The 16,258-nt window shown below is 69.2% G+C and carries 14 protein-coding genes; 2 read left to right on the top strand and 12 right to left on the bottom strand.

Annotation, left to right across the window (positions count from 1 at the left end):
- Positions 1 to 3 precede the first annotated feature (3 nt).
- Both G6N16_RS10505 and G6N16_RS10500 read right to left on the bottom strand, forming a co-directional pair.
- Positions 4 to 1,209, bottom strand: a complete 1,206-nt coding sequence (locus tag G6N16_RS10505; protein WP_083030810.1) for a CaiB/BaiF CoA transferase family protein — start codon at positions 1,207 to 1,209, stop codon at positions 4 to 6.
- Positions 1,210 to 2,577, bottom strand: coding sequence for an LLM class flavin-dependent oxidoreductase (locus G6N16_RS10500; RefSeq protein WP_083030811.1), 1,368 nt, complete (start codon positions 2,575 to 2,577; stop codon positions 1,210 to 1,212).
- A gap of 62 nt (positions 2,578 to 2,639) precedes the next feature.
- Here G6N16_RS10500 and G6N16_RS10495 point away from each other — a divergent pair, with 62 nt between their 5' ends.
- Complete coding sequence (locus G6N16_RS10495; RefSeq protein WP_110810827.1) at positions 2,640 to 3,317, top strand: GntR family transcriptional regulator; 678 nt, start codon at positions 2,640 to 2,642, stop codon at positions 3,315 to 3,317.
- Positions 3,314 to 3,778 (top strand): VOC family protein, encoded by a 465-nt coding sequence (locus G6N16_RS10490; protein WP_083030813.1) that lies wholly within the window; start codon positions 3,314 to 3,316, stop codon positions 3,776 to 3,778. The genes G6N16_RS10495 and G6N16_RS10490 overlap by 4 nt, the downstream gene beginning before the upstream one ends.
- A gap of 13 nt (positions 3,779 to 3,791) precedes the next feature.
- Here G6N16_RS10490 and G6N16_RS10485 read toward each other — a convergent pair whose 3' ends face one another.
- From G6N16_RS10485 to mqo, 10 genes are all read right to left on the bottom strand, one after another.
- Positions 3,792 to 4,196 carry a hypothetical protein gene (locus G6N16_RS10485; RefSeq protein WP_133052930.1) on the bottom strand — a complete coding sequence of 135 codons (405 nt, stop codon included), beginning with the start codon at positions 4,194 to 4,196 and terminating at the stop codon, positions 3,792 to 3,794.
- A gap of 92 nt (positions 4,197 to 4,288) precedes the next feature.
- On the bottom strand, positions 4,289 to 6,052 hold the full coding sequence (locus G6N16_RS10480; protein WP_083030815.1) for a proline--tRNA ligase: 1,764 nt from the start codon (positions 6,050 to 6,052) through the stop codon (positions 4,289 to 4,291).
- A 57-nt stretch (positions 6,053 to 6,109) separates the two neighbouring features.
- Positions 6,110 to 6,949, bottom strand: a complete 840-nt coding sequence (locus G6N16_RS10475) for a hypothetical protein (RefSeq protein WP_083030816.1) — start codon at positions 6,947 to 6,949, stop codon at positions 6,110 to 6,112.
- A gap of 45 nt (positions 6,950 to 6,994) precedes the next feature.
- Entirely contained in the window at positions 6,995 to 8,575 is a 1,581-nt protein-coding gene (locus G6N16_RS10470; protein ID WP_083030817.1) for an MFS transporter, read from the bottom strand.
- A gap of 60 nt (positions 8,576 to 8,635) precedes the next feature.
- Positions 8,636 to 9,856 carry a uroporphyrinogen-III C-methyltransferase gene (gene cobA / locus G6N16_RS10465; RefSeq protein ID WP_083030818.1) on the bottom strand — a complete coding sequence of 407 codons (1,221 nt, stop codon included), beginning with the start codon at positions 9,854 to 9,856 and terminating at the stop codon, positions 8,636 to 8,638.
- Positions 9,853 to 11,208 (bottom strand): cobyrinic acid a,c-diamide synthase CobB, encoded by a 1,356-nt coding sequence (locus G6N16_RS10460; RefSeq protein ID WP_197913101.1) that lies wholly within the window; start codon positions 11,206 to 11,208, stop codon positions 9,853 to 9,855. The genes cobA and G6N16_RS10460 overlap by 4 nt, the downstream gene beginning before the upstream one ends.
- A gap of 179 nt (positions 11,209 to 11,387) precedes the next feature.
- The gene (gene cobO / locus G6N16_RS10455) at positions 11,388 to 12,002 is read right to left on the bottom strand and encodes a cob(I)yrinic acid a,c-diamide adenosyltransferase (protein ID WP_083030820.1); all 615 of its coding nucleotides are present in this window, start codon (positions 12,000 to 12,002) and stop codon (positions 11,388 to 11,390) included.
- A 17-nt stretch (positions 12,003 to 12,019) separates the two neighbouring features.
- Positions 12,020 to 13,909 (bottom strand): VWA domain-containing protein, encoded by a 1,890-nt coding sequence (locus tag G6N16_RS10450; RefSeq protein ID WP_083030822.1) that lies wholly within the window; start codon positions 13,907 to 13,909, stop codon positions 12,020 to 12,022.
- Complete coding sequence (locus G6N16_RS10445; RefSeq protein ID WP_083030823.1) at positions 13,906 to 14,358, bottom strand: GNAT family N-acetyltransferase; 453 nt, start codon at positions 14,356 to 14,358, stop codon at positions 13,906 to 13,908. The genes G6N16_RS10450 and G6N16_RS10445 overlap by 4 nt, the downstream gene beginning before the upstream one ends.
- Positions 14,359 to 14,366: 8 nt before the next feature.
- Positions 14,367 to 15,875, bottom strand: coding sequence for a malate dehydrogenase (quinone) (gene mqo / locus G6N16_RS10440; protein ID WP_083030825.1), 1,509 nt, complete (start codon positions 15,873 to 15,875; stop codon positions 14,367 to 14,369).
- Positions 15,876 to 16,258 lie beyond the last annotated feature (383 nt).

Raw genomic sequence — 16,258 nt, 5'->3', positions numbered from 1 at the left:
TTTCTAGAGCACGCCGTCGGCGCGCAGCTGTTCCAAATCGGTTGCGGTCAAACCCAGAAGCTCGCCGTAGACTTCGGCGTTGTGCTCACCCAGCTTGGGCCCCAGGTGCTCGACCCGGCCCTGAGCCTCGGAGAATCGCGGCACCGGTGCCTGCACCGTCATCGCGCCGAGCTCGTCGTCGTCGACCTTGACGAAGACCTCGCGGTGGCGCAGCTGTTCGTCGGCGACCAACTGGGTGATGTCGTAGACCGGCGCCGCGGCGACCTCGGCGGCATCCAGGACGGCCATCGCCTCGTCGAGGGTCTTCGAGGCCACCCAGCCGGCGACGATCTCGTCGATCTCGACGGCGCGGGCCAGCCGTCGTTGCGGGTCGGAGAAGTCGCCGTCGGTGACCATGTCGTCGCGCCCGATGGCCTTGAACACCCGCAACGCCAGCGCCGGTGAGCTACCGGACATGGCCAGCCACTTCCCGTCGGAGGTGCGGTAGGTATTGCGCGGCGCGGAGATGTCCCACCGGTTTCCGGCGCGGGTGGGCACCAGGCCCAGCTGGTCGTAACCGAGCAGGGTCTGCTCGATCAGCCGGGACAGCGGGTCGATGAGGTTCACGTCGATCAACTGCCCGGGGCCGTCGTGCACGTCGCGGTGATACAGCGCCATCATCACCGCGTACGCGGCGTTGAGCGAGGCGACGCCGTCGGCCAGCATGAACGGCGGCAGCGTTGGAGGCCCGTCGGCCTCGCCGGTGATGTTCGCGAAACCACTCATCGCCTCGCCGAGCGTGCCGAAACCGGGACGCTCGGATTTCGGGCCGGAAAGCCCGAATCCGGTGATGTGCAACATGATCATCTTGTCGTTGACCGCGCGCAGGCTCTCGTAGTCCAGGCCCCACTTGCGCAGCGTCTGCGGCCGGGTGTTGACGATCACCACGTCGGCGTGTTTGACCAGGCCCTTAACCAGCTCTTGGCCTTTGGGGTCGCGCAGGTTAGCGGTGACGCCACGTTTGTTGCGGCCCACCGACTTCCACATCAGCCCGACGCCGTTGCGTTGATTTCCCCAGGTCCGGATCGCGTCACCCGAACCGGGTTGCTCGATCTTGATGACGTCGGCACCGAATTCGCCGAGATAGGTCGCCACCAGAGGTGCGGCCGCCAACGTCGCCAGATCCAGGACCCGTACGCCCTCCAGGAGGGAACCGTTGTTGACCGCCATCTAGATCGCGGCAGCAGCGGACGGGGCCGACTCGTACCGGCTCAGGCCCAGGTGGTCACGCAGGGTGTTGCCCTCGTAGCGTTCGCGGAACAGGCCGCGGCGCTGCAATTCCGGCACCACCATGCGGGTGACGTCCTCGAACGCACCCGGGAAGTGCGAGGCGGCCAGCACGAATCCGTCGCAGGCACCCGATTCGAACCACTCGGTCATCTGGTCGGCCACCTGGGTTCCGGTGCCGACGAAGCGCGGGCCCTGCAGCAGGGTGGCGCGGTGAGCGGCTAGGTCGCCGACGGTGACGGTGCCGCCGATGTGGTCGTGCAGGTTCTTCACCAGACCCTTGATGCCCTGGGCTTCTTCCATCAGTTCGTCGGTGATCGGGTCGTCGAGGTTGTGCTTGGCGAAGTCGTAGTTCATCAGCTCCGAGAGCAGCGTCAGCGAGGCCATCGGATGCACGAGGTCGTTGAGCAGCATGGCCTCACGGTCACGCGCCTGCGCTTCGGTCTCGCCGACCACCGCGTAGGCCATGGGGCAGATCTTCACCTGCTCGGGATCGCGGCCGGCCTCGGCGATGCGGGCCTTCTGGTCGGCATAGTGGTTGCGGGCGACCTCGATTCCCGGATCACCGGTGAAGATGAGATCCGCCCAGCGGGAGGCGAATTCACGTCCGCGACCCGAGGATCCGGCCTGCAGCAGTACCGGTCGGCCCTGCGGGGTGCGCGGTACGGTCAGCGGCCCGCGGGAGGAGAAGTACTCACCCTTGTGGTGCAGTTCGTGCACCTTGTCCGGGTCGGCGAAGATGCCGGCCTCCCGGTCGGCGATGATCGCGTCGTCCTCCCAGGTCTCCCACAGCCCGGTGACGACCTCCATGAACTCATCGGCACGGTCATAGCGGGCGTCGTGGCCGAGAATCGCCTCCACGCCGTAGTTCTGGGCTTCACTGTCGTTGATGGAGGTCACCACGTTCCAGGCACCGCGACCACCGGAGAGGTGGTCGAGGGTGCCGAAGGTCCGGGCGACGTGGAACGGCGCGTAGTAGGTGGTCGAATAGGTGCCACCCAGGCCGATCTTGGACGTTGCGTGCGCCAGCACGCCGAGCACGATGCCGAGGTCGAGCTTGACCGGGCGCGCGCCGTAGCGCACCGCTTCGTCGACAGTCCCGCCATAGATGCCCGGCATGGCCAGGCGGTCGTCGAAGAACATCAGGTCGAAACAACCCTCTTCGAGCTGGCGGCCGATCTTGGCGTAGAAGGACGCGTCGAGGTACCCCGGCTCATTGGCGGGGTGGCGCCAGGAACCCGAGTAAACCGAGGTGCTTCCGGCCTGCATGAAGGCCACCAGGGACATCTGCCGCTTCTTCGCGCTCGTCATATCCGAAATCTAACATCTGATATATCAGATATCAACTGTTGAATTCGTGCTAGCGTTTGGCCATGTCCAGCCCGGTCGACGTCTCCGGCACCGTCAGGGAACGCGCTGCGCGCGAATTGCGAGACCGCATCCTCACCGGCACCCTGCCCGCGGGCAGCCGCATCGACCTGGACGCCATCACCGCCGAGTTCGCCACCAGCCGTACCCCGGTGCGCGAGGCGCTGCTGGAACTGTCCTTCGAGGGGCTGGTGCACATCGCGCCCCGCAGCGGGATCACCGTGATCGGTATTGAAACCGCCGATGTGCTGGACAGTTTCACCATCCTCGGGGTGCTGACCGGCCAGGCAGCCGCATGGGCCACCGAACGCATCACCGCCGAGGAACTCGCCGAGCTGCGCCGGCTGGCCGCCGAGGTGGAGGCCCGCTCCGGCTCGGACAGCATCGGCGAGGCGAATTGGCGCTTTCACCAGGAGATCCACCGCGCCGCCCACTCCCCCCGGCTGGCGGCTCAGGTCCGCCAGGCCGTACGAGTGGTGCCGTTCAACTTCCTGACCCTGTTCCCCGAGCATGAGCAGCACTCTCTCGACGAGCACCGCCAGCTGCTCGACGCGATAGCAGCCGGCGATCCCGAACGTGCCCGCCGCATCGCCGAGCAGCACGTACTGGAGGCCGGACGGTCCCTGGTCGCCTGGCTGGAACGACGCAACGCCGAGAAAGCCGAGACGGACGCAACCTCATGACCGCGCCACCACTGCTCGCCACGGACCTCTACCACGTCGGCATCGTCGTCGCCGATATCGACTCGGCCGCAACACGACTCACCGAGGCGGCCGGCTACCGGTGGACCCGGCCGGTGGAGGCGACGCTGTCGGTCACCACGGTCGACGGCGACTACGACGTGCCGTTCAAATTCGTCTACTCCCGCCAGGCTCCGCACCTGGAACTGGTCCAGGAGGTGGCGGGCACCATCTGGACCGCGCCGCCGGGCAACGCCACCCACCATCTGGGCTACTGGGTCGACAACCTACCCGCAACCGCGGCCCGGCTGGAAGCCGCCGGGTACCGGCAGGAAGCCCGGCCCACCGGCGAAACACTCTCGGCCTTCGCCTACTATCTCGATCCGGCCGGTGTGCGCGTCGAACTCGTCGACCGCGCGCTGTTCCCGGACTGGCCCGGCTTTCTGGCCATGATGTCGGCCTGATCCTCGCCGAAGATCAGGACTGTTTAACGAGTCCTCCCGAGACGTCCGGCGCCTGACCGATGAATGAATAACCGTTCTCGCAGGTGCCGATCACCCGGATGGTGTGGTCGTTGTACTCGGTGAAGCTCTCGTTGACCGTCGTCGTCATCTCGGCGGCGGCCTCGCTGTTGTCCACCGGGCAGTGCACCGAGCCGACGAACGGTACCGAGACCCAGCGGCCGTCGTTGAGATGCAGATGCCGGTTGTGGCCGCCGCTGGAGTTGATGTCGACGCAGCCGACACCGCAGCTGGTCACGGTCCACGTCTCCGACGAGTTCTCCACGTTGTACTGGCCGGTGACGTCGGGCGCCGCCGATGCCGTTGCCGCCGTGAAGAATCCGATCGCGGCCACCGCCGCCACCATGCCGAAACGCCTCATCGCCATCCCCTTGCCGATCAGCCCCGGTGCCCGGAATCCACCCTCCCGGAGTCCATACCCCGAGACTAACAGCGGAACCCGTCCCGCGAGGATTACCCGATCGCGGCGACGATCTGCTGCGCAGCGGTGGCGACCGGGATTTCCCGGGTCTCCCCGGTAAACCGGCTGCGCAGTTCCACCACGCCGTTGGCCCAACCGCGGCCGACCACGACGATCCACGGCACACCGAGCAACTCGGCGTCCTTGAACTTCACCCCCGGCGAGGCAGTCCGGTCGTCGAGCAGAATCTCCAGGCCGCGGCGGTCCAGTTCAGCGGCCAGCTCGGTCGCACCCGCGCGCGCCTGCTCGTCCTTGTTGGCGATCACCAGGTGCACGTCGAACGGCGACACGCTGGCCGGCCAGCGCAGGCCGAGCTCGTCGTGCTGCTGTTCGGCGATCACCGCCACCAGCCGGGACACCCCGATTCCGTAGGAGCCCATGGTCAGCCGCACCGGCTTGCCGTCCTCGCCGAGCACGTCGGCGGAGAACGCATCGGTGTACTTGCGTCCCAGCTGGAAGACGTGGCCGATCTCGATGCCGCGTGCGCTGACCAGTGCGCCGGCACCGTCCGGCGACGGGTCACCGTCGCGCACATCGGCGGCCTCGATGGTGCCGTCGCCGGTGAAGTCACGTCCGGCGACCAGCCCCACGACGTGCCGATTCGGCGCGTCGGCACCGGTGATCCACGCCGTCCCGGGGACCACCCGCGGGTCCAGCAGATAGCGGACGCCGTTGTCGCGCAGCGCCTTCGGTCCGATGTAGCCCTTCACCAGGAAGGGATACTTCGCGAAGTCGGCGGCCTCCAGCAGCGAGTATTCGGCGGGCTCCAGTGCGGCGCCGAGGCGCTTGTCGTCGACCTCGCGGTCCCCGGGCACGCCGATGGCCAGCAGCTCCCAGTCACCGCCGGGCACGCGCACCTTCAGCAGGACGTTCTTCAGGGTGTCGGCGGCGGTGACCTCGCGGCCGGCGAACTGCTCCAGCCCCGCAGAGTTGGCCCAGTCGACCAGCGTGGCAATGGTTTCGGTGTCCGGGGTGTCGTGTTCGACGGCCGCCGGCAGCGCAGCGATCTCGTCGTCGGACAGACCCGCCGGCGCCGGTGTCGTCACCGCCTCGACGTTGGCGGCGTAGCCCGATTCCAGGCAGCGCACGAAGGTGTCCTCGCCGACCTCGCTCTCGGCCAGGAATTCCTCGGATGCGCTGCCGCCCATGGCGCCGGACACCGCGGAGACGATCACGTAGCGCAGGCCCAGCCGGTCGAAGATCTTCTGGTAGGCCTCCCGGTGCGCGTCGTAGGCGCGCTGCAGCCCGGCGTCGTCGACGTCGAAGGAGTATGAGTCCTTCATGATGAATTCCCGGCCGCGCAGGATGCCGGCGCGGGGCCGCGCCTCGTCGCGGTATTTGGCCTGGATCTGGTACAGCACCACCGGGAAGTCCTTGTAGGAGCTGTATTCGCCCTTGACCGTGAGGGTGAACAGCTCCTCGTGGGTGGGACCGAGCAGGTAGTCGTTCTTGCGCCGGTCCTGCAGGCGGAACAGCCCGTCACCGTATTCGGTCCAGCGTCCGGTCTGCTCGTAGGGTGCCCGCGGCAGCAGCGCCGGGAACAGGATCTCCTGGGCACCGATGGCATTCATCTCCGCGCGGACGATGCCTTCGATCTTGCGCAGCACCTTCAGCCCCAGCGGCAGCCAGCTGTACAGGCCCGGGCCGATCGGGCGGACGTAGCCGGCCCGGATCAACAGCTTGTGGCTGGGGACCTCGGCGTCGGCCGGATCATCACGAAGGGTGCGCAGGAACAGTTCCGACATGCGGGTGATCACAACGGGCCAGCCTACCGGGCACCGCGCGTCGTCCCGAAACGGATTACCCCGCCGTGGCTACCGGGCCATCGGGTTGTATCCGCTGCCCCGCCCGGGCGCCGGGCCCGACGGCGGATAGCCGAAGCCGCCGGATCCCGGTTGCGGATACATCTGCTGCGCCATGCCCGGGTGCTGGCCCGGCGCCATGCCGGGGGTCATCGCGACCGGGTATCGACCACGCCCGCCGGAGCCCATCGCGTCGAAGGCCCAGCAGCAGAGCACGCCGGCGATCATCGCCCCGTAGTAGGACACGATCAGCAGCAGCACCATGTCGGTGTCTGGGGACCACGAGTTCACCACGCTGTCCCTGGCCCACAGCCACAGCGCCACAACGATAAACGTCAGTACGAGTCCGACCAGCCACAGCGCGGAGCGGCGCCGGGCAACGCCCCAGGCGAGCACCACCAGAACGAACACCGCGATCAGCCGGCCGACGGTGAAGCTGTTCGACAGCGGCCACCCGTAGTGGCCGGTCACCTCGTGCCACACTGACGGACCGCTGAAGAACACCGCGGCCGGCAAGGCAAGAAACACCGCCCCCACCCGGCGGCCCACGCTGCGGCCGCGCACCAGTACCAGAAGGATGAAGTACACACCGAGGGCGATCCCCCAGCCCGCGGACCACCACCCGGATCTACCCGGCACGTCCAGATCCGGCACCAGTAAGGGCAACACGTCACCCAGGAAGATGAGCACCAGCATCGGGAGCAACAGCAATACCGAGACCAGAGCCTCACCCCCACCCGAGCGCGGCGGTGTCACCGGGTAACCCGGGAAGGTTGCCTGCGGATGCGGCACCGGGGCGCCCCGGTACGGCATCTGCCCGAAGTGCTGCTGCGGATATCCCGGAAAACTCACCGGGTCATCTTGGCACGCCTGTGCCCACGATTCGGGACGGCGGCGTCACAGCTCGCCGGCGTCGATCGCTTCCTTGACTTCCTGGGCGTGCGCGACTTCCTTGGCGGTGTAGCCGATGAACAGCGCGGCGGCGCCCACCAACACGGCGACGGCCGCGACCCACAGCAGACCGTAGGCGTAGCCCTGGTCCAGGGCGGACAACTGGTCGTCGTTCATGTCGGCGACCTTGACGTCGCGGGTGGTGGGGTTCAGGTACAGCATCCGGGAGGTGATGACGGCCTGGATGATGGCCAGCACCACCGGACCGCCGAGGTTCTGCAGCATCAGCGCGATCGCCGACACCGGGCCGATCTCGGAGAAGCTGACCCCGGCGATCGCCGACACGGTCAGCGGCACCACGATCATGCCGATGCCGAAGCCACCGACGGTGATCGGCAGCACCAGGCTCGGGAAGTAGGAAATGCCCTCGTGCAGGGTGGAGCCGTAGATCATGGCGCCCAGTACCAGGATGCCGCCGCCGATCACCAGCACCCGCGGCGAGAAGTAGGACACCAGCTGGCTGGACAAGCCCAGCCCGACCCCCAGGGCAATGACGAACGGGATGAACTTGACGCCCGCCTCCAGCGGGCTGTACTTCAGGATGTCCTGCACGTAGATGCCGATCAGCACCGTGAGGGTGAACATCACGCCGCCGGCCAGGAAGATCGCGGCGAAGGTGGCCAGCCGGTTGCGGTCGGCGAACAGCTTGAACGGCACGACGGGGTTTTCCGCCGAGCGCTCCACCAGCACGAAGCAGCCGAAGAACACCACAGCCGCGGCCCCGGAGATCATGGCCACGGGGCTGTCCCAGCCGTACTCGGGGCCGCTGGAGAAACCGAACACCGCTGCCGAGCAGGCCAGCGTCGCCAGTAGCGCGCCGGCGGCATCGAGCTTCATCGGCTCACGCTGGGTCTCGGTCAGCGAGTTGCGTGCCAGGTAGATCATCGCCAGGCCGATCGGCACGTTGACCCAGAAGGCCAGCCGCCAGTCGAACTGCACCAGCGCGCCACCGACCACCAGGCCCATCACCGAGCCGATGCCGGTCATGGCGGCGAACACGGCGGTCGCCGCATTTCGTGCGGGACCCTTGGGGAAGGTGGTGGCCACCAGTGCCAGGCCCGTCGGGCTGGCGATCGCCGCGCCGACGCCCTGCAGGAGTCGCGCGATGACCAGAGTGGTTTCGTTCCAGGCCGAGGCGCACAGAACCGAGGCGATGGTGAACAGTGCGACGCCGACGATGAAGGTGCGCTTGCGGCCGATGGTGTCGCCGAGCCGTCCGCCCAGCAGCATCAGGCCGCCGAAGGTCAGCACGTAGGCGGTGATCACCCAGCTGCGACCGGCGTCGGACAGGCCGAGGTCGGCCTGGATCCTGGGCAGCGCCACGATCGCGATGGTGGAGTCCATGGTGGCCAGCAGCTGCATGCCGCCGATGGCCACGACTGCGGAGATGAAACGCCAGGAGGGCAGCCATTCGGCGATCCGGCCGGCGAGCTCATCGGTCCGATCCAGGCGCGGGCGCCCAGCGCGGTCCCGGGGTTCGGGATCGGTAGCTGTCATCGCCTGCTCTGCTTCGTTGAGAGCCGTCATAGCGGCTTACCCTACAGTAATATTAAGAGAAGTTTAAGCCCGTGACTGTGGTGTTGGTCATCACCGGCCACCCACCGCGTCGGCGACCTCCACCACCGGTCCGATCACGATAATCGCAGGTGGACGTACTCCTTCGCTGCGAATCACGGTCGCAACATCGGCCAACGTGGCGCGCACCGTCCGCTGGCCCGCGGTGCTGCCCTGCTGAACCACCAGCACCGGCGTATCCGCTGGTCGACCACCCTTTTGCAGCGCCGCGGCGAACAGTTCGATACGTTCGACGGCCATCAACAGCACGATGGTTCCGGTCATTGCCGCAAGTGCGTCCCAATTCACTAACGATTCGGGTGCGTCCGGAGCCAGGTGGCCGCTGACGACGACGAATTCGTGATTGACGCCACGGTGAGTGACGGGCACACCGGCCAGCGCCGGAACCGCGATCGCGCTGGTCACTCCGGGCACTACGGTCACCGGGATGCCGGCCTCGGCGCAGGCGATGACCTCCTCGTAGCCGCGGGCGAAGACGAACGGGTCCCCACCCTTGAGCCGCACCACGAACGCCCCGGCCCGGGCCCGTTCGATCAGCACGTCGTTGATGGCCTCCTGCGCCATCGCCCGGCCGTAGGGGATCTTGGCGGCGTCGATGACCTCGACGTGGGCGGGCAGTTCCGAGAGCAACTCGGGCGGGGCCAACCGGTCGGCGACCACCACGTCTGCGCGGGCCAGGAGTCGCCGGCCGCGCACGGTGATCAGCTCCGGATCGCCCGGACCGCCGCCGACCAACGCGACCGTGCCGCGCAACTCGGCGGTCTCCTCGTCAACACCGGCCTGCACCAGGCCCGAGGCGAGGGCCTCCCGGATGGCGGTGCGGATGGCGGCCGAGCGCCGGTGTTCGCCGCCGGCCAGCACCCCGATGGACAATCCGTCGTGACCGAAGGTCGCCGGGGTGACCGCGCTGCCGTCGACGGCGGCGTCGGCCCGGACGCAGAAGATGCGGCGCCGGTCCGCCTCGGCGACGACGGCGGCGTTGACGTCGGGATCGTCGGTGGCGGCCAGCGCGTACCAGGCGCCGTCGAGGTCTCCGTCGCGATAGTCGCGCAGGGTGACCGTGACCCCGGCGGTGGCTTCCACGGCGGGGGTGACGGTGCGGGCGACGACGTGCACGTCGGCTCCGGCGGAGACCAGCAGGCCCAGCCGCCGTTGGGCGACCGATCCGCCACCGACCACCACCACCTTCTTGCCGCTCAGTCGCAGCCCGACGAGGTAGGCGTTCTCGCTCACCCGGTGAGCTTAACGGCGTGCTCGACGAACCGGCGGACCGCGGCCGGGCTGGCGGCGGGGTGGGTGTGCAGGTAGCCGCCGAACACCGCCCGGTGTGCGGCGCCGTCGGCGACCGTCGCACCGGTGGCGTCCCGGAACTTCCACGCCGGGCTGTATTCGGCCGTGTAGTCGATCGTCGTGCGGTGGAACTCGTGGCCGGTGACCCGGATGCCCGCCGGGAAGACAACGGAGTCGGTGACGGTGACCGCGTCGCGGTAGCCGAGGCTGAGCTTGGGGGTGAACCGGGCCGAGCCGGCCAGCACCGCGCACATCGGGTGCCCGTCCAGATCGTCCATCAGGTAGGTCAGTCCCCCGCATTCGGCGTGCACCGGACCGCAGTGCGTCCGGATCTGTTGGCGCAGCGCCGTGTTGGCCGACAGTTCGGGCAGGTACTGCTCGGGGAAGCCGCCGCCGAGTAGCACCGCGGCGGTCCCGTCGGGCAGCTCGTCGCGCAGCGGGTCGAAGGTGACGACGCGCGCGCCGGCGGCCGTCAGCAGTTCGGTGTGCTCGGCGTAGCCGAAGGTGAATGCCGGGCCGGCGGCCACAGCCACCACCGGGTCCCCGGTCACCGGTTGCCCGACGGCCTCGGCCGCGCTCCACGAGGTGGCGCCGGTTTTCGCCGCGGCCAGGGCGACGACGGCGCCCAGATCGACGTGGGCGCCGACGAACGCGGTCATCGCGTCGACGGCCGCCCGAGCGGCGGCGCCGTGTTCGGCGGCGGTGACCAGGCCGAGGTGGCGCGACGGGACCTCCAGCTCGGTGGCCCGGGGCAGTGCACCGAGCACCGGCAGGCCGACCGTCTCGCAGGCGTCGCGCAGCACCTGCTCGTGCCGCGGCGAGCCGACCCGGTTGAGGATGACCCCGGCCAGTCGGGTGCCGGCGTCGAAGGTGGCGAAGCCGTGCAGCAGCGCGGCCAGGCTCTGGCTCTGTCCGCGGGCGTCGACCACCAGCAGGATCGGGGTGCCGAGCAGGCCGGCGACGTGGGCGGTCGATCCGGCGGGAACCCCGACGGACGCACCGATCCGGCCGTCGAACAGGCCCATCACGCCTTCGACGACGGCGATGTCCGCGCCGTCGGCGCCGTGCGCGTACAGCGGTGCGACCAGGTTGTCGCCGACGAGGACGGGGTCGAGGTTGCGTCCGGGCCGGCCGGTGGCCAGCGCGTGGTATCCGGGGTCGATGAAGTCCGGTCCGGCCTTGAAGCCGGCGACGCTGCGCCCGGCCCGGCGCAGGGCGCCCATCAGCCCGGTCGCGACGGTGGTCTTGCCGGTGCCGGATGCCGGCGCGGCGATCACCACCCCCGGCGTCACCACTGTGTGCCTCCCCCGACCACCGACGCCCTCACCCGAGTGACGGGCGTCGCCTCCGTCACCACTGTGTGCCTCCCCCGACCACCGACGCCCTCACCCGAGTGACGGGCGTCGCCTCCGTCACCACTGTGTGCCTCCCCCGACCACGGACGCCCTCACCCGAGTGACGGGCCTTGCCCCTCCTACCACTCGATCCCTTTCTGCCCCTTGCGGCCCGCGTCCATCGGGTGTTTGACCTTCACCATCTCGGTGACCAGATCGGCGGCGTCGATGAGTTCCGCCGGCGCGTCCCGGCCGGTGATGACGACGTGCTGGCTGCCCGGCCGGGCCGCCAGCGTTTCAACGACGGCCGCGGTGTCGATCCAGCCCCACTTGAGCGGATAGGTGAACTCGTCGAGCACGTAGAAATCGTGCCGGGCATTGGCCAGCCGCCGGGTGATCTCCGCCCAGCCGTCGGCGGCCGCGGCGGCGTGGTCGGTGTCATCGCCCTGTTTGCGCGACCAGGACCAGCCGGAGCCCATCTTGTGCCATTCCACCGGGGCACCGATGCCCTGTTCCTCGTGCAACCGGCCGAGCGCGGCGAACGCCGACTCCTCGCCGACCCGCCACTTGGCACTCTTGACGAACTGGAACACCGCCACGCTCAGCCCGGCGTTCCAGGCGCGCAACGCCATGCCGAACGCCGCGGTGGATTTGCCCTTCCCGGTGCCGGTGTGCACGGCCAGCACCGGCTGATTGCGCCGGGCCTTGGTGCTCAGCCCGTCGTCGGGAACGCTGACCGGACGGCCTTGCGGCATAACGGGTCTCCTGTTGGTCAGGCGGCGGACCGAACCGCCGCGGTCAGTGCGTCGGCACGCAACCGGTCCAGTCGGATGACCGGGGCATCCAGCGCCCGGGCCAGGTCGGCGGCCAGACCCAGTCGTAGGTAACCGGTTTCGCAGTCCACCACGACCGCTGCCGCATCTTCGGCGCGCAGCCGGGTCGCGGCCAGCCGGGTGCGGCCCAGCGGATCGGGACCACCGGTCGCGCGGCCGTCGGTCAGGATCACCACCAGCGGACGCCGGGTGCGATCACGCACCCGTTCCCGGGATACCAACTCGGACGCCGTCAGCAGGCCCTGTGCCAGCGGAGTTTTCCCGCCGGTGGCGAAGTCGGTGAGCCGGCGGCCGGCGATGTAGGCCGAGGATGTCGGCGGCAACAGCACCTCGGCGCCCTGACCGCGGAAGGTGATGACGGCGACCTTGTCGCGGCGCTGATAGGCGTCGCGCAGCAGTGACAGTGCGGCGCCGGTGACCGCCGACATCCGGTCGCGGGCGGCCATCGAGCCCGAGGCGTCGACGCAGAAGATGACCAGGTTGCCCTCCCGGCCCTCCCGGATGCCCCGGTAGAGGTCGGCGGGAATCGGGCGCAACGGGCCGGGTCTCTCGGCGCGCTCGGCCGCGGCCAGCAGCGTCGCGAAAAGGTGGATCCCGGTGCCGTTTTCATCGCCGGGCTGCGCCGGCCCGATCATCGCGCCGGTGCGGTTGCGGGCCCGGGAACGACGGCCGGGTGCCCCCTCACCGACGCCGGGCACCCGCAGCGCACGGGTGCGGAAGGTGGCTCCGGGTGTTCCGCTGGGCCGCGGCGGCGCCGCGGAACCGGGCCCGTCGACCGATTCACCGTGCGGCGCAGCCGATTCGGTACCACTCGGCGACCTGCCGTCGGACGGTCCGTCACCGGGCCCGCCGTCGTCGGGTGCGCCGCCGCCCGGCGGGTCGGAGTCCGGATCGGGCTCCGGGTCGGCGTCGCGCAGCGCCTGTTCCAGCGTATCGGAGTCCAGGTCCGGATCGTCGAACGGGTCGCGGCGGCGGCGGTGCGGCAGTGCCAGTTCGGCGGCCACCCGGATGTCGTCGGCGTCCACCTCGTCGGCGCCGCGCCAGGCGGCGTGTGCGACGGCGGTGCGGGCCACCACCAGATCGGCGCGCATACCGTCCACGTCGAACGCCGCGCACAGCCCGGCGATCCGCCGTAACTCGTTGTCCGGCAGGACAACGGAGCTCACCCTGGCCCGGGCGTCGGCGATCTGACGGATCAGCGCACCCTCGGCATCGGCATACCCTGCGGCGAATGCGTGCGGGTCGGCCTCGTAGGCCAGCCGCGCGGCTATCACCTCGGTGCGCACGTCGATGTCCCGGGACGCCCGCACCTGCACGGTCAGGCCGAACCGGTCCAGTAGCTGCGGACGCAGCTCGCCCTCTTCGGGATTCATCGTGCCGATCAACACGAATCGGGCGTCGTGGGAATGCGAGACGCCGTCACGTTCGATGTGCACCCGGCCCATGGCGGCGGCGTCCAGCAGGATGTCGACGAGGTGGTCGTGCAGCAGGTTGACCTCGTCGACGTAGAGCACTCCGCCGTGCGCGTTGGCCAGCAGGCCCGGGGAGAAGGCGTGCTCGCCGGCGCCGAGCACCTTCTGCAGGTCCAGTGATCCGATCACCCGGTCCTCGGTGGCTCCGATCGGCAGTTCGACCAGCCGGCCGCCGTCGACCTCGGCCAGCAGCGCACCGAGGGCCCGCACGGCGGTGGATTTCGCGGTGCCCTTCTCGCCGCGGATCAGCACGCCGCCGATCTCGGGCCGTACGGCACACAGCAGCAGCGCCAGCCGTAGCCGGTCGTGACCGACGATGGCGCTGAACGGATACGGGGGAACCGCAGGGGCACTCACCCGATTCCCCGAACCATGGGAATGTGCGGGATGCCGTCCTCGGTGAATTCCGGTCCGTCGGCGACGAATCCGTGCCGGGCGTACATGTCGGCCAGGTAGGTCTGCGAGTTGACCCGGCACGGGTGGTCCCCCACCTCGGCGAGTGCCGCCATCAGCAGCCGGGCGGCGTGCCCGTGTCCGCGTTCGTCCCGGCGGGTGCACACCCGCCCGATCCGGAACTCCTTCGTTCCGCCGGGATGCTCCTCCATCAGCCGCAGCGTGGCGATCACCTGCCCGTCGGGGTTCTCCAGCCAGAACTGGCGGGTCTCGGCAAGCAGGTCGCGGCCGTCGAGTTCGGGGTACGGACACGCCTGTTCGACGACGAACACCTCGACGCGCAGTTTCAGCAGCTCATAGAGCGTCGCGGCATCGATGTCCTTGGCCCAGGACCGGCGCAGCGCGGGCGTCATGATCGGCGTCAGATGGTCGGATCGACGGCGGGAACCTGCGAGCCCAGTCCGAGCACCCGGTTCCCCCAGTTCCACACCTCGTCGAACAGCTTGGGCTCACCGGACAACTCGGTGCCCAGCGACGGGATGAGCTCGGTCAGCCGCGGCTGCCAGCGCTGGTACCGATCGGGGAAGCAGCGCGTCATCACGTCGAGCATGGCCGGGACGGCGGTCGAGGCACCCGGGGACGCACCGAGCAGCCCGGCGATGCTGCCGTCGGACGAGGCCAGCACGGCGGTGCCGAACTCCAGGGTGCCGCCGAAGCCCTCGGCGGGTTTGATCACCTGTACCCGCTGGCCCGCGGTGATCAGGTCCCAGTCCGCGCCGTCGGCGGTCGGGGCGAACACCCGCAGCGCGGCGATGCGGTCCGACTCCGAGAGGGCCAGCTGGCTGAGCAGGTAGGTGGTCAGGCTCATCTGGGTGAGCCCGACGCCGATCATCGAGCCGAGGTTGTTCGGCTTGACCGACAGCGGCAGGTCGGTGATCTTGCCGAACTTGAGGAACTTCGGCGACCAGCCGGCGAACGGTCCGAACAGCAGCCACGGCTGGCCGTTGATGATGCGGGTGTCCAGGTGCGGCGCCGACATCGGCGGGGCGCCCAGCGGCGGGAAGCCGTACACCTTGGCCTGATGCCGCCCGGTGGCCGCCGGGTTGGCGGTGCGCAGGAACTGCCCGCTGACCGGGAAGCCTCCGTAGCCCTTGGCCTCGGTGATCCCGGACTTCTGCAGCAGCGGCAGCGAATCGCCGCCGGCACCGACGAAGACGAACCGGGTCCTGATGACCGACCGCTCCTTGGTGCGACGGTTGCGGATCCTGACCTCCCAGCCGTCGCCGTCACGCTTGAGGTCGGTGACCTCCTGGCCGAACATGACGGACGTTCCGGTGCGCACGCCGTAGCCGATGAGGTTCTTCGACAACGCGCCGAAGTCGATATCGGTGCCGTCGGTGCTCCAGTTCAGTGCGACGGGCTCGGTGAAGTTTCGGCCGGCGGCCATATACGGCAGGCGGCGGGCGAACTCGTCGTTGTCGTTGATGAATTCGGTGGCCGCGAACAGTGGGTTGGCGGCCAGGGCGTCGCGGCGCCGGCGCAGGTAGTCGACGCGTTCGGCGCCCTCCACGAAGGACACGTGCGGCACCGGGTTGAGGAAGCTGCGGACGTCGGTCAGCACGCCGTTCTCCACCGCCGAGGCCCAGAACTGCCGCGATACCTGGAACTGCTCGTTGACGGTCACCGCCTTGGTGATGTCGATGGTGCCGTTGGGCAGCTCGGGGGTGTAGTTCAGCTCGCACAGCGCCGAGTGCCCGGTGCCGGCGTTGTTCCACGGGTCGCTGCTCTCCGCGGCGGCCGCGTCGAGGCGCTCGACCATGGTGATCGACCAGTCAGGTTCGACCAGCCGCAGCAACGCGCCCAGCGTGGCACTCATGATGCCGGTGCCGATCAACACGACGTCGGTTTTGGTCTCTCGTGTCTGTGCCACGGGTTTGCTCGCCCTTCGCGTTCGCGTGTCCGCCCGGCCCGGTTTCACAACTTCCCGGGGAGGACGGAGTTACCGGTTACCAGGTTATCGTCCGGCCCGCAGTGGCGGGAATCACCCCGCCCGCAAAGGCCGCGGCGGCGTTGCCGGTGCTGGGCGCCGATCGCGGCGGCGAAGGGGCGCCGGACTTTACGGTGAATCTCCCCGTCGCCGGGACGGCGGCGGTAACATATGCAGAATGAGCAATGAAACGAATTCCGGCTGCGACAACCCGAACTGCACCTGTACCAACTGTCAGTGTGGCGCCAACTGCACCTGCGGCGCCGACCACAAGTAGTCCCCCTTCGACCGCACTCGATTCCGGCCTCGCAACCAACAGGTTGCGG

The organism is Mycolicibacterium insubricum (genome assembly GCF_010731615.1).
Classification (GTDB): domain Bacteria; phylum Actinomycetota; class Actinomycetes; order Mycobacteriales; family Mycobacteriaceae; genus Mycobacterium; species Mycobacterium insubricum.
This window is presented reverse-complemented; position numbering and strand designations above follow the sequence as displayed.